This window comes from Novosphingobium sp. B1 (assembly GCF_900176395.1).
GTDB lineage: Bacteria > Pseudomonadota > Alphaproteobacteria > Sphingomonadales > Sphingomonadaceae > Novosphingobium.
In genome coordinates, this window is sequence record NZ_FWXL01000005.1 from 86721 (window position 1) to 104124 (window position 17404).

The 17404-nt window shown below is 63.7% G+C and carries 16 protein-coding genes; 9 read left to right on the forward strand and 7 right to left on the reverse strand.

Annotation, left to right across the window (positions count from 1 at the left end):
• The first annotated feature begins 70 nt into the window (after positions 1 to 70).
• From pufB to pufC, 5 genes are all read left to right on the forward strand, one after another.
• Complete coding sequence (pufB, locus tag B9A23_RS10345; protein WP_082013438.1) at positions 71 to 226, forward strand: light-harvesting antenna LH1, beta subunit; 156 nt, start codon at positions 71 to 73, stop codon at positions 224 to 226.
• Positions 227 to 292: 66 nt separating this feature from the next.
• Positions 293 to 478, forward strand: coding sequence for a light-harvesting antenna LH1, alpha subunit (gene pufA / locus B9A23_RS10350; RefSeq protein ID WP_039336613.1), 186 nt, complete (start codon positions 293 to 295; stop codon positions 476 to 478).
• A gap of 102 nt (positions 479 to 580) precedes the next feature.
• On the forward strand, positions 581 to 1405 hold the full coding sequence (gene pufL / locus B9A23_RS10355; RefSeq protein ID WP_084278791.1) for a photosynthetic reaction center subunit L: 825 nt from the start codon (positions 581 to 583) through the stop codon (positions 1403 to 1405).
• 14 nt (positions 1406 to 1419) lie between these two features.
• Complete coding sequence (pufM, locus tag B9A23_RS10360; protein ID WP_084278793.1) at positions 1420 to 2394, forward strand: photosynthetic reaction center subunit M; 975 nt, start codon at positions 1420 to 1422, stop codon at positions 2392 to 2394.
• Entirely contained in the window at positions 2391 to 3488 is a 1098-nt protein-coding gene (gene pufC / locus B9A23_RS10365; protein WP_084278795.1) for a photosynthetic reaction center cytochrome PufC, read from the forward strand. The genes pufM and pufC overlap by 4 nt, the downstream gene beginning before the upstream one ends.
• Before the next feature lie 163 nt (positions 3489 to 3651).
• Here pufC and B9A23_RS10370 read toward each other — a convergent pair whose 3' ends face one another.
• From B9A23_RS10370 to B9A23_RS10400, 7 genes are read right to left on the reverse strand one after another with little or no spacing between them, the layout of a single operon-like run.
• Complete coding sequence (locus B9A23_RS10370) at positions 3652 to 3903, reverse strand: hypothetical protein (RefSeq protein ID WP_084278797.1); 252 nt, start codon at positions 3901 to 3903, stop codon at positions 3652 to 3654.
• Between the two features lie 9 nt (positions 3904 to 3912).
• Positions 3913 to 4407 carry a TspO/MBR family protein gene (locus B9A23_RS10375; RefSeq protein ID WP_084278799.1) on the reverse strand — a complete coding sequence of 165 codons (495 nt, stop codon included), beginning with the start codon at positions 4405 to 4407 and terminating at the stop codon, positions 3913 to 3915.
• The gene (locus tag B9A23_RS10380; RefSeq protein ID WP_084278801.1) at positions 4404 to 5600 is read right to left on the reverse strand and encodes a geranylgeranyl diphosphate reductase; all 1197 of its coding nucleotides are present in this window, start codon (positions 5598 to 5600) and stop codon (positions 4404 to 4406) included. The genes B9A23_RS10375 and B9A23_RS10380 overlap by 4 nt, the downstream gene beginning before the upstream one ends.
• Entirely contained in the window at positions 5597 to 6910 is a 1314-nt protein-coding gene (locus B9A23_RS10385) for a BCD family MFS transporter (RefSeq protein WP_084278804.1), read from the reverse strand. The genes B9A23_RS10380 and B9A23_RS10385 overlap by 4 nt, the downstream gene beginning before the upstream one ends.
• The gene (chlG, locus tag B9A23_RS10390; protein WP_084278806.1) at positions 6910 to 7812 is read right to left on the reverse strand and encodes a chlorophyll synthase ChlG; all 903 of its coding nucleotides are present in this window, start codon (positions 7810 to 7812) and stop codon (positions 6910 to 6912) included. The genes B9A23_RS10385 and chlG overlap by 1 nt, the downstream gene beginning before the upstream one ends.
• A 49-nt stretch (positions 7813 to 7861) precedes the next feature.
• On the reverse strand, positions 7862 to 9283 hold the full coding sequence (gene ppsR, locus B9A23_RS10395) for a transcriptional regulator PpsR (RefSeq protein ID WP_084278807.1): 1422 nt from the start codon (positions 9281 to 9283) through the stop codon (positions 7862 to 7864).
• Positions 9284 to 9295: 12 nt separating this feature from the next.
• On the reverse strand, positions 9296 to 10024 hold the full coding sequence (locus B9A23_RS10400; RefSeq protein WP_217806596.1) for a cobalamin B12-binding domain-containing protein: 729 nt from the start codon (positions 10022 to 10024) through the stop codon (positions 9296 to 9298).
• A gap of 390 nt (positions 10025 to 10414) precedes the next feature.
• On the opposite strand from B9A23_RS10400, the gene bchF reads away from it, so the two are divergent.
• Genes bchF through B9A23_RS10420 form a run of 4 tightly spaced genes read left to right on the forward strand, consistent with a single transcriptional unit; the run spans position 10415 to position 17401 of the window.
• Positions 10415 to 10927, forward strand: a complete 513-nt coding sequence (gene bchF, locus B9A23_RS10405; RefSeq protein ID WP_084278808.1) for a 2-vinyl bacteriochlorophyllide hydratase — start codon at positions 10415 to 10417, stop codon at positions 10925 to 10927.
• Positions 10924 to 12219 (forward strand): ferredoxin:protochlorophyllide reductase (ATP-dependent) subunit N, encoded by a 1296-nt coding sequence (locus B9A23_RS10410; RefSeq protein ID WP_084278809.1) that lies wholly within the window; start codon positions 10924 to 10926, stop codon positions 12217 to 12219. The genes bchF and B9A23_RS10410 overlap by 4 nt, the downstream gene beginning before the upstream one ends.
• Positions 12220 to 12222: 3 nt before the next feature.
• On the forward strand, positions 12223 to 13791 hold the full coding sequence (gene bchB / locus B9A23_RS10415) for a ferredoxin:protochlorophyllide reductase (ATP-dependent) subunit B (protein ID WP_084278811.1): 1569 nt from the start codon (positions 12223 to 12225) through the stop codon (positions 13789 to 13791).
• The gene (locus tag B9A23_RS10420; protein ID WP_139797420.1) at positions 13781 to 17401 is read left to right on the forward strand and encodes a magnesium chelatase subunit H; all 3621 of its coding nucleotides are present in this window, start codon (positions 13781 to 13783) and stop codon (positions 17399 to 17401) included. The genes bchB and B9A23_RS10420 overlap by 11 nt, the downstream gene beginning before the upstream one ends.
• Positions 17402 to 17404: the final 3 nt, after the last annotated feature.

Below are 17404 nucleotides of genomic sequence, written 5' to 3' on the forward strand. Positions count from 1 at the left end.
GTCAGTTCCGCGCGGATACCGAAAGAGGTCTTCCGCCTCTCGCACATCAACAACGACTGGAGATTGGGCAATGAGTGATCATGACGATCGCTTCGGGCTGAGGACCTACCTCACCCCAGAGGAAGCAAAGGAATTCCACAAACTCTTCATGAGCAGCTTCGTCGGCTTCACCGCCGTCGCAGTGGTCGCACATGTCCTCGTCTGGATGTGGAAGCCCTGGCTCTGACGCATCGGCCTGCCATCGGCTCCGGCCAAAGGCAGCACCTTCAACACTTGCACAAGGACTAAGACCATGTGGAGGATTTGGCTTATTTTCGATCCGCGCAGGGCTCTGGTTGCCCTGTTCGCGTTCCTGTTCGTGCTCGCGCTGGTGATTCACTTCATCCTGCTCAGCACCGATACGTTCAACTGGCTCGATGGCCCCAACTCGGCCCAGGGCATGGCGAACGCAGCAGCAGCGGCGCCCGCAGCGCCCTGACGCAACTGTGCGAGAGGCGGCGGCGCTTCCGTCGCCGCCTCCTGTGGCAGGCAATCAGAACACAGCTAAGCCCGTCGCGCCGCGGCGGGGAGGGGTAGAACCATGGCACTCCTTAGTTTCGAACGAAAATACCGCGTTCGCGGTGGCACGTTGATCGGCGGCGACCTGTTCGATTTCTGGGTGGGTCCATTCTACGTCGGCTTCTTTGGCGTGGTGACCGCGATCTTCGCATCGCTGGGCACTGCGCTCATCTTCTACGCCGCCTCGCAAGGGCCGACGTGGAATCCCTGGCTCATCTCGATCGAGCCGCCAGACCTCAAGTATGGCCTGGGGCTTGCGCCACTGGCCCAGGGCGGATTCTGGCAGGTCATCACCGTCTGCGCGCTGATATCCTTCAGCAGCTGGGCGCTGCGCGAGGTCGAGATCTGCCGCAAGCTCGGCATGGGCTATCATGTCCCGGTTGCCTTCAGCATGGCGATCTTCGCCTACTTCACGCTGGTGGTGATCCGCCCCGTCCTTCTGGGCGGCTGGCACTTCGGCTTCCCCTATGGAATTTTCAGCCACCTCGATTGGGTCTCCAACACGGGGTACCAGTACCTCCACTTCCACTACAACCCGGCCCACATGCTGGCAGTCTCGTTCTTCTTCACGACCACCCTGGCCCTCGCGCTCCACGGCGCGCTGGTGCTTTCGGCAGTCAATCCGCCAGAGGGCGGCGAAGTGAAGTCTCCCGAGTACGAGGACACCTTCTTCCGCGATCTCATCGGCTACTCGGTCGGCACGCTGGGCATTCACCGTGTCGGTCTGCTGCTTGCCCTCAACGCGGGCTTCTGGAGCGCGGTGTGCATCGTGATCAGCGGGCCCCTGTGGACCAAGGGCTGGCCCGAATGGTGGACCTGGTGGCTCAACCTGCCGATCTGGTCGTGAAGGAGCACTGAGCGATGGCGACCTATCAGAACATTTTCACCCAGGTCCAGCTGCGGGGCGAACCCGAAGCGGGGATCGCCCTCCCACCCGGCAGCGAGCCGCGGATCGGCAAGGGATCGTTCAACCACCTCATGGGCCTGATCGGCCATGCGCAGATCGGCCCGGTCTATCTGGGCTGGACCGGCGTGTTTTCGCTGATCTTCGGCTTCTTCGCGATCGAGATCATCGGGCTCAACATGCTCGCCTCGGTCAACTGGAACCCGATCCAGTTCGTGCGCATGCTGCCCTGGCTCAGCCTTGAACCGCCGGCGCCCAAGTATGGCTTCACCCCGTTCGTGCCGCTGGCCGAAGGTGGATGGTGGATCATGGCAGGCTTTTTCCTGACCACATCGATCATTCTGTGGTGGGTCCGCACTTATACCCGCGCTCGGGCGCTGGGCATGGGGACGCACGTTGCGTGGGCTTTCGCCTCTGCAATCTGGCTTTACCTCGTGCTGGGCTTCATCCGTCCCTTCTTCATGGGCTCTTGGGCCGAAGCGGTGCCCTTCGGCATCTTCCCGCACCTCGATTGGACGGCTGCCTTTTCGATCCGCTATGGCAACCTGTTCTACAACCCCTTCCACGCCTTCTCGATCGCCTTCCTCTATGGCTCGACCCTGCTCTTCGCGATGCACGGGGCGACCATCCTTGCGGTTGGCCGTTATGGTGGTGAGCGCGAGATCGAGCAGATCACCGATCGCGGGACGGCCTCGGAACGCGCGGCGCTGTTCTGGCGCTGGACCATGGGCTTCAACGCCACGATGGAATCGATCCACCGCTGGGCATGGTGGTTTGCCGTGCTGACGACGCTGACCGGCGGCATCGGCATCCTGCTGACCGGGACCGTGGTCGATAACTGGTACCTCTGGGCGCAGCAGCATGGCTATGCTCCGATGTACCCCGATACCGGGGTCATCGATCCCGCAACGCTGGGGAGTGCGGGCCAATGAAACGGACAATCGCAATCGCCGCACTGACGGGTGTCTGCCTGACACTCGCCGGGTGCGAGCTTGGCCCCAAGCAGTCGGTGCAGAACGGACATCGGGGCACCGGAATGGACCAGGTCGTCCTCAAGAAGGTCGCCCTGGCCAAGGACGAGGTCCCTGCCCCGCCCTACGATCCGCCCTCGAATGACGGCCCCCGCGCCGGTGCCGCCTACCAGAACGTCCAGGTTCTGGGCGACGTTTCGGAAGAGCAGTTTACCTACACCATGGCCGCGATCACTTCGTGGATCGCACCGGAGCAAGGGTGCAACTACTGCCACAATCCTGAAAACATGGCGTCAGACGAAAAGTACACCAAGGTCGTGGCGCGCAAGATGTTGCAGATGACGCGCAACATCAACGGGAACTGGTCCAGCCACGTCAAGCAGACCGGCGTCACCTGCTGGACCTGCCACCGCGGCAACGCCATTCCCGCAAACTACTGGGCCCTGCCCGAAGGCGAGAAGAACGGGATCATCGGCAACCGCCACGGCCAGAACAATCCGATTGCAGCCTCGGCCTATTCGTCGCTGCCGAACTCGGCTTTGGCCCTGTACCTGACCGGCGATCCAAAGACCGACCGCAACATCCGCGTCGTTTCGAACACGCTGCATCCGACCAAGGCGAACGAGCTTTCGATCAAGGAAACGGAGCCGCAGTATGCGCTGATGATGCACCTGTCGCAGTCGCTGGGCGTGAACTGCACGTTCTGCCACAACGCGCAGGCGTTCAAGCCATGGAACATCAGCACCCCGCAACGCGCCACGGCATGGTACGGCCTGCGCATGGTGCGCAACATCAACGGCGAGTACATCAGTTCGCTCAAGGACGCCTTCCCTGCCCACCGCAAGGGGCCGATGGGCGATCCGTTCAAGGTTAGCTGTGCAACCTGCCACCAGGGCAAGAACAAGCCGATGGGCGGGTACCAGATGGCCAAGGACTACAAGGCACTGTGGGGCGCTCCGTTGGCGATGCCGGCAACGGTGCCTGCAGCTCCGGCTGCGCCTGCATCACCTGCCGCCCCCGTGGCAGCGGCAGCAGTGACGACCGCAACACACTGATCCCCCGCAAATATGTGGGCATCTCAAGGGTCCGCCAGGCACTGCCCGGCGGGCCCTTTTTTCGTCCCGAAGGTCATGCGCAGGTTTGGGGCAGGTCAAGGGTAGGTGAAAGGTAGGTGAAAGGTAGGTTCGCGCAGGTTTCGCCCTGCTGGATCAGGCAGAACTACAGCTTTCGACCACGCCTGATGACGTCGGCGATATGCACCGGGAACGACAATGCAATCGGCGCGGAAATCCACCACCAGGCCGCCCCGGTGAGCGCCGCCCGAAGCCCGACAACGATGAGCGCGGCGGGCAGCAGCATGGGCAGGAGATCGCCGACGCTCCATCCCCGCCAGCGCAACCAGATCGCTTCGATCAGAAGCGCGGCCAGCACGATGTCGGCAGCATAGCCAGAAGAAAACAGCGCATCCATGCCTGCAGCTCAGCCGAAGGGCGGGTTGAGGCGGACGATCTCCCAGTTGAGCGCACCAGCCACAGTGACCCACGCGAGATAGGGCAGGAGCAAGACTGCGGAGAGCCGCGAAATCCGCCCGCAATAGATGATCAGGGTAGCGATCGAGAGCCAGAGCAGGGACAGTTCCCAGAAAGCCCAGTCTGGTCGCTGCATCCGGAAAAAGATGAGGCTCCACAACACGTTGAGGAAGCCGTTCAGGGCGAACAGGCCGATGATGGTATCCGAGGTGCGCGACGTGCGGGCTGCGCGCCATGCGAAAACGCCGGCGATGGCGCAGAGCGCGAAGATGGTTGTCCAGGCGATCGGGAAAATCGGGCGCGGCGGCGTGAAATCAGGCTTGATCAGCGAATCATACCAAGGCCCCAGATCGGTGATCGTGCCGCCGATCATCGCCGTGGCAAAGGCCGCGAGCGAGGCAATGCCGACGGGGATCCCGGCGGGAACGAGCGAGGCGCGCCTCATCCTGCAGCAGGCCTCAGGCCCAGCAGGTGGGCGCAATCCTTGAGGAAAATCCGAACATGCGCCATCGGCTTAGCCCGGACAAGTTGCTTGTTCATGTAGGCCTGCCAGGTCAGCTGCTGCACGTCCCGGTCTGCGCACATCTCGACAAAACGCTCGCGGCGCTTGTCGCTGGAATACCAGAAATACTGCATGATCCCGAGGATCCAGAACACCCGGCCATGCTGGCGCAGGAATGCCTTGCGGGCGTGGCGCAGCATGGCAGGGTTGCCGGTGGCCAGAAAGCCGAGCGCCGCGCTGGCGGCAATCCGGCCGCACGCCATTGCGTAGTAGATGCCCTCGCCCGAAGCCGGCGCGACCACGCCCGCTGCATCGCCAGCCACCAGCACGTCGCGCCCGTTGTCCCAGCGTTTCAGCGGCTTGAGCGGTATCGGCGCACCTTCGCTGCGGATTGTTTCGCAGCCATCGAGGCCAAGTTCACTGCGCATCTGCTTGACCGACCCGCGCAGCGAGAAGCCCTTGTTGGCACTGCCGACGCCGATGCTGGAAGTTGCACCATGGGGGAAGACCCACGCGTAGAAATCGGGCGAGAGCTTGCCCTGGTAGAGCACATCGCAACGCGATCCGTCGAAGCCCTGCGGCGTGGTCTTGGGCGAGCGGACGATCTCGTGATAGGCGAACACGCAAGGGTTGCGTTCCGCGCCGGGGATGTTCTCGCGCGCAACGCCAGAGCGCGCTCCGTCTGCGCCGATCACAAGGCTGGTGCGCACTTTCGAGATCGCGCCACCGCGGTCCTTGCGGAAGCAGACAATTGCTCCCTGTCCGTTATCACGTTCGACATGCTCATAGGTCCCTGTGCGGCGCTCGGCCCCGGCATCGGCAGCACGTTGGCGCAGCCATTCGTCGAAGTGTTCCCGGTCGACCATCCCGACATACCCGATCTCGCCCACGGGCATGTCGACCGCGCGGTTGGACGGGGCGACCATCCGGGCCGAGCGGGCGCGGGCAACCAGCAGCGATTGCGGCACTTCGAACTCTTCAAGCAGGCGGGGCGGAACAGCGCCACCGCAGGGCTTGATGCGACCGGCCCGGTCAAGCAGCAGCACGCTGCGTCCCGCCCGCGCGAGGTCCCATGCGGCCGTGGCGCCACAAGGTCCGCCACCGATCACGACGACATCGAATTGCTCTTCGGTCATATCACCGCTGCTCCCAATGCCATTCCATTCGGTCGGCGCGCCGCAACCCGCATCGCCAGGACGGCAGAAAGCAGGAACAGGGCGGCCTCGACAGCGAAGATGAGCTGGAACGCTTCTGCGGCATGGCCGGTGAGGCTGCGGACGATATCGACGCCAAGCGCGCCCGACAGTCCGCCAAGCCCGAAGGCAATTGCCTGTGCCGTGCCCCATACACCCATGCGCACCCCTTCGCGCGTGCGCTTGCCGGCGCCTGCCAAACCCATCATCGAGCCAATGGCAGAGACCGCGAAGGCGCCATTGAAGAAGCCCAGGGCAGCAATGTTGGCGGCAAGCGGCCAGCCCGGGCCGAAGCGGGCGGCCATGGTCAGGCCTGCCAGCGCACAGGCCGAACCGAAGCAACCGAGCATCGTCCATACCCTGAGTTCGATCGGCATGCGCCCGGCAAAGGCGCTGCCGCCGATCCCGGTCAGGATCATGCCCACCAGCACGCCGCCATGCTGCACGCCTGAAAGGCTGGTCGACTGGCCCGGCGTCATCTGGAAGACCAGCCCGGCAAAGGGTTCGAGGATCAGGTCCTGCATCGAGTAGGCAAGCATCGACACGAAAATGAACAGCGTGAAGCGCCGAGCTTCAGGCTCTTCGAAAATTTCGCGCAGGGCTTCGCGGAAATCGGCAGGTGGTTCGGTCTGTGCCGCGTGCTGCGGTTGCCCCATGCGCCTTTCCAGCCCGGCCATCGCCAGACTTGTCAAAACGATGGCCGAGAGAACCACGCCGCCAGCAACCTGGAAAAGCCTCGCCTCGGTATAAGGATCGAGCAGGGCACCTGCAGTGCCTGCCGCCACGACAATGCCGAAGACCATCATGATCCACGTGGTTGCCGCAGCCGCTGCACGGCGTTCGGGCGCCACGCCCGACGCGAGAATGGCAAGCATCGACGTACCTGCAGCACCGACCCCGGCGCCGATCATGGTGAACGCCACGACCGCCAGCGCGAGGCCTGAAATGCGCGAACCGTCGAGCATCGTGGTGGCCTGAACGGCCAGCAGCGCGCCCGCGCCGAGCACGATGATCCCGCCAACCACCCATGGAGTGCGCCGCTTGCCGAGATCGGAGCCATGCCCCCAGATCGGACGCGAAAGCTGCACACCATAATGCCAGGCGACGAGGCCGGCGGGAATTCCGGCGGCAAGCCCGTATTCCAGCACCATCAGGCGGTTGAGCAGCGAAGTTGCCAGCATGACGATCGCACCGATCGAGGCCTGAACTGCACCCAGACGGATGATCGACCACCATCCGAACCCGGCTTTCATCACACATAACCTCCAAGACCCAGAGCGGCCGCCATCATGCCGAGCACGTAGAGCGACACGCCGGTGGCGTTGTACCAGGGCGCGTTGCGCGCAGGCGCCGAGACTAGGCGCGGCATCAGGCAAAGTTGCACGGCGAGCGAAACGGCGACGGCCACGGCCGGAATGGTCAATCCCCATACCTGCAGCAGCACGATGACGATCGCCTGCGGCAGCGCCATGACCGCGCTGGCAAGGATCGCGGCCGGACGTTCGCCCAGCACCACCGGAAGCGATCGCAGGCCTGTCGCCCGATCACCTTCCACCGCCTTGAAATCATTGAGGGTCATGATGCCGTGCGCACCAAGACTGTAAAGCGCGAGGACCGCCAGCACGCGCGCCGATGGCAACGCGCCTTCCATGACCGCCGCGCCGGTGAACCAGCTCAATCCCTCGTACGTCAGGGCAACCACGGCAGGCCCGATCCAGCCACTGGTCTTGAAGCGGAACGGCGGCGCACTGTAGGCCCAGGCGCAGGCCAACCCGAATACCGTGGCGAAGAACACCCACTTTCCGGTGAACCCGGCGACGACGAGTGACAGCATCGTCCAGACAATGGCGATGAACAGGCCCCAGCGGCCTGCGACGCGCCCCGAAGGGATCGGCCGGCCAGGCTCGTTGATGGCATCGACATGGCGGTCAAACCAGTCGTTCACGGCCTGGCTGGTGCCGCAGACCAGAGGGCCGGTCAGCGCAATGCCGGCAAGCAGGAAGGACCAGCGCGAAAGCGGAGCAACGCCTGAAGAGACCACGCCGCACAGCAAGGCCCACATCGGTGGAAACCAGGTGATCGGCTTCAGGAGTTCCAAGACATCGCGAGCCGCCGGAGGCGGCGTCATCCCAGTCAAGACTGCAGATCGCGCCATGGGCAGAGACTATGCCCATCACACCAGACCGTCAAATCAAATTGACACTTTATCCATCAACGCCGTCAGCCATGTTGCCCAAGCCATAGCGATGCAGCTTGGAATAGAGGCTTTGACGGCTCAGCCCGAGAATTTCGGCGGCAGATGCGCGGTTGTTTGAAGTGTATTCGAGCGCGGCTTCGATGCACAGACGCTCGATAAGGTCGGTCGACTCGCGCACGATGTCGCGCAGCGACATGCGCCCGACCAGATCGGTAAGCTGTTCGACGGAACGCGGCGCTTCGTTGGTCGCCGGAAGATCGCGCAGCCTTCTGCCGATGGGCCGGATGACGAAGCCGTAGCACGGCTCGTCATCGACGGTCCGCACGGCCGACAGTTCGACCGGTTCGCCTTCGAAGCCATCGCGCGCTCCGATAACGGTGTTCACGTTGCGTGCGATTTCGTGCTTGGCCAGTTGCCCTTCGATCAGATCGAGATCGATGCCCGGTCGGCCAAGGAAATCGCCGAGCGGGCGCCCGCGCAGCTGGTCTGCGGTGGCTGCCGAGACAAGTTCGACGAAGGCCATGTTGGCAGCCTGGATCTGCATCCGGCCATCCGTCAGGACAAAGGCATCGGGCATGGCGTCAATGACGCGGGCCATGGCGGAGTCGGTCTGCTCCGACGCACCCGGCGCACCAGCGATGCGGATCAGAAGATACTGGCCGCCACGCTCTCGAAAGCCGCTTGCCGAAACCGAAATGATTTCAGCACCTTCGACCGTTTCAACCTCGAGCGGCGGGATGCCGTTGGAAACCATCGCCGATCCGAGAAAGGCGATCAGGCTTTCACGCCCTGCGCGGGCAAACAGATTGGTCAGCTTGCCCCCGGGAAGCGCGCCCGGACGCGCCCGGAACAGCTGATGCGCGGCCTGATTCGCTTCACGTATGCGGAACGTTTCGGCATCGACGATCAGCACCGGCTCGGCCGTATGCTCGAACAGCATGCGGTAGCGGGCTTCAAGCTGGCGAAGACGCAAGTAGTCGCGTTCAAGCGATTGCTGCGCCTGGAGCACGCGCTGCTGGAGGGCAGCGGCATCGCGCATGTCACGCCCGAAGGCGATGCTCCCCGCGCCTTGCCCGATACTGACCACGACGAAGCGAACGGGCACCTCGCCATCGGAAGTGATCTGGTTGACCTGCCGCCAGTGCTGGGTGACGCCCTTGCGCGCGTTTGCCAGCATTTCCATGACCTTGGGCTTGCTCTCGACGTTGACGGTATCAAGCCAGTTGCAGCCAAGCCATTGCGTCGCTTCGGGAAACTCCCGCGGATTGACCGTCAGATCGATGATCTTCCCGGCATCGTCGATAACCAGCGCGATATCGCCTGCCACCATTGCCAACCGCGCCGCGACATCGGCTCCGAGAGTATCGAAGTGGCGGTCGGCGCTGGTGAAGGGAAGCTTCCCTTCAAGGCTGTTCTTGCGGGATGACATCAGAACGCTCGGCTATGCGAGCGGATCGGACGAGAACGCGGACCTTGAGACGAGTGTTTCGGCGAGCGCCAATGCTCCACGCGCATCAGTGGCAGTGCCATCGGCCCCCACCTCTTCGACGATCGCAGGATTGGCATTGACCATTCTTCCACCGATTAAAACCTGAACTCCCGGCGTCCGGGAGACGCTGCGCATGGCGGAAATTAGGTCGGCCAAAAGTCCGTTAGGACAATCGCAACTGACGGTCAAGCCCACCACGTCAAAAGGACGATCTGCGATAATCTGCAGCAATTCCTTACGCTTAGGATTGATCAACGCTTCGGTTTGCCACCCGTTTCGCGCGAAGATCTCCTCGAGCATCAAGGCACCGAGTGAATGATCGTCGCCCGGCACGGGCGAAAACAATGCGCTGCGCAGGCCCGGCCCGCCCGTTCCGAGTGGAGGGTGCCTGACGGCGACCTGGCGCATCACTTCCTGGATGCGCCACAGCCCCATGGTGACGTCGAGGAAGTCGCATTCGTCTTCCTCCCAGAACTGGCCAAGCCGGCGCGCAGATGGCGCCAGCAGATCGACGAACACCGACTCTACCGAAACGCCCCTTGCGATGTAGCCTTCGACCACGTCGAGCAGTTCATCAGCTTCCAGATCCAGTGGCAGCGCAGAAAAGCTTGCCGCGTCTGCAGGATCGACAGACAGCACGCCGGGGACGCGACCACGCGCCATCCCGTTCGAGTGTGCCATCAGCAAACGCGGGATGATCTGCTCCTGAATCAGAGAATTGAGCGGAGAAGGAGCCCCTCGCCCCAAATCCCTGCCACTCCCGATAGCACGAGCCGGCGTACCTCGCGAGGTACGTCCCGACCGATGTGGTCGTTTTGATGACTCTGCCCCAAATACAGTCGCCATGTCAGACCCCTCCGGCCTGTTGAGAGCGTCATTCGCGCTCTTCCGGACTGTCGGCTCGATATTTCGACTCTGTTCGGTTCCCGCAGTCTACGCCTGTTAATTGTTGCTGACAAACCCCCATCTGTCATTTTTATTTGTCGTCAAGATAGATTGACACTTCTGCGAGACGAGGCGTAGTCTCCCCTCATTGAAGGCCTTGTGCCTCAGCCCGTGAAAGGGGCAAGAATGAGAGGGGACGCATTCAGCATTGACGTTGCCGGCCAAGGCTTTGGCCAGCCTGCCAAGCGTGCCGCGCTTTATACGCCGGAGGAACGCGCAAGGCGGGATGCGACTCGCTGGACTGTCGTCCAGGGACTGCTTGCCCCCTTCCAGTTCCTGGTCTTCCTTGTCAGCCTGGCGCTGGTGCTACGCAGTCTTGCGTGGGGCGAAGGCGCCGCAGCGGCGGACGCCTCGGTCGTGGTCAAGACGCTCACGCTCTATGCGATCATGGTGACGGGATCGATCTGGGAGAAGGTCGTCTTCGGCAAGTGGCTGTTTGCCCGCGCGTTCTTCTGGGAAGACGTGTTCTCGATGCTTGTCATCGCTCTGCACACGACCTACCTGGTGATGCTGCTTGGGCATCATGGCAGCTTCGAACAGCGGATGCAGATCGCGCTCGCCGGCTATGCCGCCTATGTCATCAATGCTGGACAGTTCCTGCTGAAGCTGCGTGCAGCGAGACTGGAGGCAGCGGCATGAGCGGCGAGAGTCTGCTGACCGCACCGTCTTCGGGTTGCGCCCCGGCCGCACAGCCGCAGGTCCTGCGTGAACGCGGGCAGCGCGAGGTGTTCTGCGGGCTGACGGGCATCATCTGGATGCACCGCAAGATGCAGGATGCGTTCTTCCTTGTGGTGGGATCACGCACATGCGCGCATCTGCTGCAGAGCGCGGCGGGCGTGATGATCTTTGCCGAACCGCGCTTTGCCACGGCGATCATCGAGGAGCGCGATCTGGCCGGCATGGCCGATTGCCAGGACGAGCTTGACCGTATCGTCGACAAGCTGCTGGTGCGTCGCCCTGAAATCCGCACGCTGTTTCTGGTGGGCTCGTGCCCATCGGAGGTGATCAAGCTGGATCTGGGCAAGGCGGCACAGCGGCTAGACGCAAAGTTTGCCGGCTCGGTCCGCATCCTCAACTATTCGGGCAGCGGGATCGAGACGACCTTTACCGAGGGCGAGGACGCCTGCCTGACCGCGCTGGTGCCGGAAATGCCCGCCGCCTTGGCTGGCGATGCGCCGAACCTGCTGGTGGTGGGTGCCCTGCCCGATATCGTCGAGGACCAGTTCAAGCGCCTCTTCGACGAGCTGGGCATCGGGCCGGTGCATTTCCTGCCCGCCAAGCGCATGGCCGAACTGCCGAAGGTGGGGCCAAACAGCGTGTTCCTGCTGGCTCAGCCGTTTCTGACCGAGACCTGTGGCGCCTTGCAGCGGCGCGGGGCCAAGCGGCTCGACGCACTGTTCCCGTTCGGTGCCGAAGGCACAACCGACTGGTTGCGCGCCGCAGCAGAGGCTTTCGGGATTGACCGGATGCACTTCAACCGGGTGGTCGCACCCGGCCGCGAGCGGGCCAAGCGCGCGATTGCGCACCGTCGCGACCGGCTCGATGGCAAGCGCATCACGTTCCTGCCGGATTCGCAGCTGGAGCTGCCACTGGCACGTTTCCTCAGCACCGAACTTGGCATGGTGCCGGTGGAGGTTGGCACGCCTTACCTCAACCGTGAGCTCAACGCTCGCGAACTGGCGCTGCTGCCTGCAGGCACACGGCTGAGCGAGGGACAGGACGTTGACCTGCAACTGGACCGTGTCCGCCTCGACCGCCCCGACCTGACGGTCTGCGGCCTTGGTCTTGCAAATCCGCTGGAGGCCGAAGGGCTTTCGACCAAGTGGGCGATCGAGCTGGTGTTCTCGCCCATCCACGGCTTCGAGCAGGCGGGTGATCTCGCCGAGCTCTTCGCGCGGCCGCTGCGTCGTCGCGACATCCTGAGGGTATAGGCGATGCAGCTGGCGGTCTGGACATACGAGGGTCCGCCACACGTTGGCGCCATGCGCGTCGCCACCGCGATGCAGGACATGCATTACGTACTGCACGCCCCACAGGGCGATACGTACGCCGACCTGCTGTTCACCATGATCGAACGGCGCGGCAAGCGCCCACCGGTCACCTATACCACGTTCCAGGCGCGCGACCTGGGCAAGGACACCGCGAGCATCTTCCAGAACGCCGCGCGCGATGCTTACGAACGCTTTGCGCCCAAGGCGCTGCTGGTCGGGGCATCATGCACAGCAGAGCTGATCCAGGACGACCCGGCCGGCCTTGCCGAAGCGCTGGAACTGCCCTGCCCCGTGATCCCGCTGGAACTTCCCAGCTACCAGCGCAAGGAGAACTGGGGCGCAGCGGAGACGTTCTACCGCGTGGTGCGGCAACTGGTCGATCGCGACATACGCCCCGCGCCTCGCGAGGGACGCCGTCCGCTCGTCAACCTGCTCGGCCCTTGCGCCCTGGGCTTCCGCCATCGCGATGACGTGGCCGAAGTTCGCAAGCTGCTGGACAGCATCGGGATCGACGTGAACTGCGTGGCACCGCTCGATGCTGCGCCCGACGATATCCGCACCCTCGGGCGCGCCGACTTCAACATCGTGCTCTATCCCGAAACGGGTGGCGAAGCGGCGCGCTGGCTGGATCAGGCGCTGCACCAGCCTTCCATCCGGACTGTGCCGATCGGCGTTGGTGCAACACGCGAATTCATCGCGGAAGTTGCGGCGCTGGCCGGTGTCGACGAAACCGCCGCGCTCGTCGATCCGCAGTCGCGGATGCCGTGGTGGAGCCGTTCGGTCGATTCCACATATCTGACCGGCAAGCGCGTCTTCATCTTCGGCGATGCGACGCACGCGATCGCTGCTGCGCGAATTGCGCATGAGGAGCTGGGCTTCGAGGTTTGTGGCCTTGGCTGCTACAATCGCGAATTCGCACGCGAGATGCGAGCAGCGGCTGCGTTCTACGGTGTTGATCCGCTTATTACGGACGATCATCTCGAAGTGGAGGACGCGATCCTCAATGCCTCGCCCGAACTGGTGCTGGGCACGCAGATGGAACGCCATATCGCCAAGCGCTTCGGCATTCCCTGCGCGGTGATCTCCTCACCAGTGCACGTGCAGGACTTCACGGCCCGGCATAGTCCGCAGATGGGCTTCGAAGGCGCCAACGTGATCTTCGATACCTGGGTCCATCCGCTGGTGATGGGGTTGGAAGAACACCTGCTGACGATGTTCCGCGACGACTTCGAGTTCTCCGACGAGGCCGGACCATCGCACCTGCACGGTGGCGCGCCCGTTGCCCGGCCACAGGCAGAGCCAGCGCCGGCATCAAGGATGGGCGAAGTTGCAGAAATGCCGACCGCCACGACCATCGAGTGGACGGCAGAAGCCGAGCAGGAATTGAAGAAAGTCCCGTTCTTCGTGCGCGGGAAGGTCCGCCGCAACACCGAGGCCTTCGCGGCCTCGCAAGGTCGCGGCGCTGTGGATCTGGCCACGCTTTATGATGCGAAGGCCCATTATGCCCGGTAGCCGCGCCCCGCAGGTCCGTGTTGCGATCGTAACACTGGACAACCACCTCAAGGCAGGCGTCGAACGGGCCGATTTCCGGCTAAGCACGGACAACATCTGCGTGACGCTCCATGCCGCGACGGATTGGGATCGGCCTGGCAGCAAGGCGCTTGAAGCGACCAAGACGGCGATTGCGCAAGCCGACATCGTGATCGTGACGATGCTGTTCCTCGACGATCACATCCGCGCAATCCTACCGACGCTGGAAGCGCGCCGCGAAACTTGCGACGCGATGGTCTGCCTGATGTCTTCAGGCGAAGTGGTGCGCCTCACCCGGATGGGTGGCTATCGCATGGATGCACCGGCCAAGGGCCCGCTCGCAATGCTCAAGAAGCTGCGCGGATCGGGCAAGCCCGGGGCCAACTCGGGTGCCGGGCAGATGCGCGTGCTGCGCCGCCTGCCAAAGATCCTGCGCTTCATTCCAGGCACCGCGCAAGACGTGCGCGCCTATTTCCTGACGCTGCAATACTGGCTGGCGGGATCGGACGACAATGTCGTGTCGATGGTCCGCGCGTTGATCGACCGTTATGCTGCGGGCGAACGCCTGACACGGCGCGGAATGACGAAGGCGGAAGCGCCGCGCGATTATCCCGAGGTCGGCGTCTACCATCCGCGTACCGAGCAGAAGTTCTCGGACAGCTTGCGGCTTCTGCCGACGAAGCAGGGCCAGAACGGCACGGTAGGCCTGCTGCTGTTGCGCTCCTACCTGATCTCGAAAGATGCCGGCCATTACGATGGCATGATCGCGGCGCTGGAAGCCGCCGGCCTGCGGGTCATCCCGGGCTTTGCCAACGGTCTGGATTCGCGCCCCGTCATCGAGAAGTTCTTCTTGAAAGACGGCAAGCCGGTGGTCGATGCGGTAATCTCTCTCACCGGCTTCTCGCTGGTGGGCGGGCCTGCCTACAACGATGCCAAGGCCGCCGAGGAGATTTTGGCCAGTCTGGATGTGCCTTATGTCGCGGCGCATCCGCTGGAGTTCCAGACGCTCGAGCAGTGGGGGGCATCGCGGCAGGGGCTGCTGGCGCTTGAATCGACCATCATGGTGGCAATCCCCGAGCTTGACGGCGCGACGATGCCGACGGTCTTTGGCGGGCGGTCCGACGGTGCCGGCCAAGCCTGTGCGGGATGCTCCAGAGGCTGCGTTTTTGAAAGCACTGGCCCGGTCAACGCGATGCGGGCCTGCCCTGAACGGGTGGAGGCACTGGCCGCGAAGGTCGTCAAGATCGTTGCGCTGCGCAAGGCGGAACGGGCGCGGCGCAAGGTGGCGATCACCATCTTCAACTTCCCGCCCAACTCGGGGGCCACCGGTTCTGCCGCATTCCTGGCGGTGTTTGAATCGCTGCTGGCGACGCTCCGGCGCATGGCGCGCGAAGGCTATTGCGTCGATGTGCCCGAGAACGTGGATACGCTGCGCGATGCGATCCTGAAGGGCAATGCCGAGCGCTTCGGTGCAGATGCCAACGTCTATACGCGCATCGATGCCGACGAGCATGTGCGGCGCGAGCCTTACCTCGCCGAGATCGAGGCGCAGTGGGGACCGGCACCCGGCAAGATCCAGAGCGACGGATCGCACGTGCATGTGCTGGGTGCGCGATTTGGCAATGTCTTCGTGGGTGTGCAGCCAGGGTTCGGGTACGAAGGCGATCCCATGCGCCTCCTGTTCGACGGCGACTTTGCCCCGACCCACGCGTTTTCTGCCTATTATCGCTGGATTCGCGAGGACTTCGGCGCCGACGCGGTGGTGCATTTCGGCACGCATGGCGCACTGGAATACATGCCGGGCAAGCAGGTGGGCCTGACCGGGAAGTGCTGGCCCGAGCGGTTGCTGGGCGACCTGCCCAACTTCTATCTCTTTGCTGCGAACAACCCATCGGAAGGCGTGCTGGCAAAGCGGCGTTCGGGCGCAACGATGCTGAGCTACCTGACCCCTCCACTGGCGCGGGCCGGGCTCTATCGCGGTTTTGCCGATCTCAAGGCCAGCATCGAACGCTGGCGGGTGACGACCGAGGAAGCCGAGCGCCTCGCGCTCGAAGAGCTGATCTGGGACGAGTGCGATGCGCTCGATGTGACGGGCGAGAGCGTCCACGAGTTGAGCGCCAATCTCTACGAGCTTGAGCGGACGCTGATCCCGCATGGGCTGCACGTACTTGGCGAAGCCCCTGCGGGAGCAGAGCGCGCCGAACTTGTGGAAGCACTGCTGGAAGCAGGCCACGGCTCGGCCGAGGCGATCGAGACGGCGCTGGATTCCTGCGATGAATTGAGCGCACTGATCCACGCGCTTGACGGGAGTTATGTCCGCCCTGCCCCGGGTGGTGACCTGCTGGCAAATCCCGCAGTCCTGCCGACCGGGCGCAACCTGCACGGCTTCGATCCGTTCCGCCTGCCCACGCGCTTTGCATGTGAGCAGGGCAAGCTTCAGGCACAGCGCCTGCTGGCGCGCCATGCCGCGAACGGGGAAGCTGCGCCGGAAAGCCTGGCGATGGTCCTCTGGGGCACCGACAACATGAAGAGCGAGGGCGCGCAGATCGCGCAGGTGCTTTCGCTGATGGGCGCGCGGCCGCGGATCGACGGTTACGGCCGTCTTGCGGGTGCCGAACTGATCCCGCTGGAAGAACTGGGCCGCCCGCGCATCGACGTGGTGGTGACGCTTTCCGGCATCTTCCGCGACCTGCTGCCGCTGCAGACGCGAATGCTGGCCGAGGCAGCGCTCCTGGCCGCAAACGCCGACGAGCCGTTGGACATGAACTTCGTGCGCAAGCACAGCCTTTCGCACATGAGCGAGCACGGCTGCGACATGGAAACGGCCGCATTGCGGGTGTTCTCCAACGCCGAAGGAGCCTATGGCGCAAACGTAAACCAGCTGATCGAGGGCGGTGTCTGGGCGGACCCGGACGAGCTGGCCAATGCCTTCGAGACGCGCAAGGGCTATGCCTATGGCGTCAAGGGTACGCCGGTGGCGCAACGCGACCTGCTGCGCAGCGCACTGAAGGACGTCGATTTCGTCTATCAGAACCTCGAGAGCGTCGAGGTCGGGATTACCGATCTTGACCAGTACGTCGACAGCCTGGGCGGGGTCAGCCGATCGATCGCCCGGGCCAAGGGGACAGAGGCGCCGGTCTATATTGTCGATGCGACGGTGGGCGAGGCCAAGGTGCGCACGCTGGCCGAGCAGATCGACCTGGAGACGCGCACGCGCACGCTCAACCCCAAGTGGTTCGAGGGCATGTTGCAGCACGGCTTCGAAGGCGTGCGCCATATCGAACAGCACGTGACGAACACGGTAGGCTGGTCGGCCACAACGGGCCAGGTGGCGCCGTGGGTCTACCAGAAGATCAGCGAGACCTTCGTCCTCGACCCGGCAATGCGCGAACGACTTTCGCAGCTCAACCCGACGAGTTCGGCGCGGGTGGCGAACCGGCTGCTCGAGGCCTGCGAGCGGCGCTTGTGGGAACCCGACGACGATACGCTCGAAGCGCTGCGCATGGCCAGCGACGAGCTTGAGGACAGGCTGGAAGGCGTGTTCGCAGGGCCTGCCCCTTCAACCATCACTTCCGCAATTGCGGCGGAATAGGAG

Excerpts from the sequence above, each read along its gene's own strand:
- pufB (WP_082013438.1), top strand. The coding sequence starts at position 71 with ATGAGTGATCATGACGATCGCTTCGGGCTGAGGACCTACCTCACCCCA.
- pufA (WP_039336613.1), top strand. The coding sequence starts at position 293 with ATGTGGAGGATTTGGCTTATTTTCGATCCGCGCAGGGCTCTGGTTGCC.
- pufL (WP_084278791.1), top strand. The coding sequence starts at position 581 with ATGGCACTCCTTAGTTTCGAACGAAAATACCGCGTTCGCGGTGGCACG.
- pufM (WP_084278793.1), top strand. The coding sequence starts at position 1,420 with ATGGCGACCTATCAGAACATTTTCACCCAGGTCCAGCTGCGGGGCGAA.
- pufC (WP_084278795.1), top strand. The coding sequence starts at position 2,391 with ATGAAACGGACAATCGCAATCGCCGCACTGACGGGTGTCTGCCTGACA.
- B9A23_RS10370 (WP_084278797.1), bottom strand. The coding sequence starts at position 3,903 with ATGGATGCGCTGTTTTCTTCTGGCTATGCTGCCGACATCGTGCTGGCC.
- B9A23_RS10375 (WP_084278799.1), bottom strand. The coding sequence starts at position 4,407 with ATGAGGCGCGCCTCGCTCGTTCCCGCCGGGATCCCCGTCGGCATTGCC.
- B9A23_RS10380 (WP_084278801.1), bottom strand. The coding sequence starts at position 5,600 with ATGACCGAAGAGCAATTCGATGTCGTCGTGATCGGTGGCGGACCTTGT.
- B9A23_RS10385 (WP_084278804.1), bottom strand. The coding sequence starts at position 6,910 with ATGAAAGCCGGGTTCGGATGGTGGTCGATCATCCGTCTGGGTGCAGTT.
- chlG (WP_084278806.1), bottom strand. The coding sequence starts at position 7,812 with ATGGCGCGATCTGCAGTCTTGACTGGGATGACGCCGCCTCCGGCGGCT.
- ppsR (WP_084278807.1), bottom strand. The coding sequence starts at position 9,283 with ATGTCATCCCGCAAGAACAGCCTTGAAGGGAAGCTTCCCTTCACCAGC.
- B9A23_RS10400 (WP_217806596.1), bottom strand. The coding sequence starts at position 10,024 with ATGGCACACTCGAACGGGATGGCGCGTGGTCGCGTCCCCGGCGTGCTG.
- bchF (WP_084278808.1), top strand. The coding sequence starts at position 10,415 with ATGAGAGGGGACGCATTCAGCATTGACGTTGCCGGCCAAGGCTTTGGC.
- B9A23_RS10410 (WP_084278809.1), top strand. The coding sequence starts at position 10,924 with ATGAGCGGCGAGAGTCTGCTGACCGCACCGTCTTCGGGTTGCGCCCCG.
- bchB (WP_084278811.1), top strand. The coding sequence starts at position 12,223 with ATGCAGCTGGCGGTCTGGACATACGAGGGTCCGCCACACGTTGGCGCC.
- B9A23_RS10420 (WP_139797420.1), top strand. The coding sequence starts at position 13,781 with ATGCCCGGTAGCCGCGCCCCGCAGGTCCGTGTTGCGATCGTAACACTG.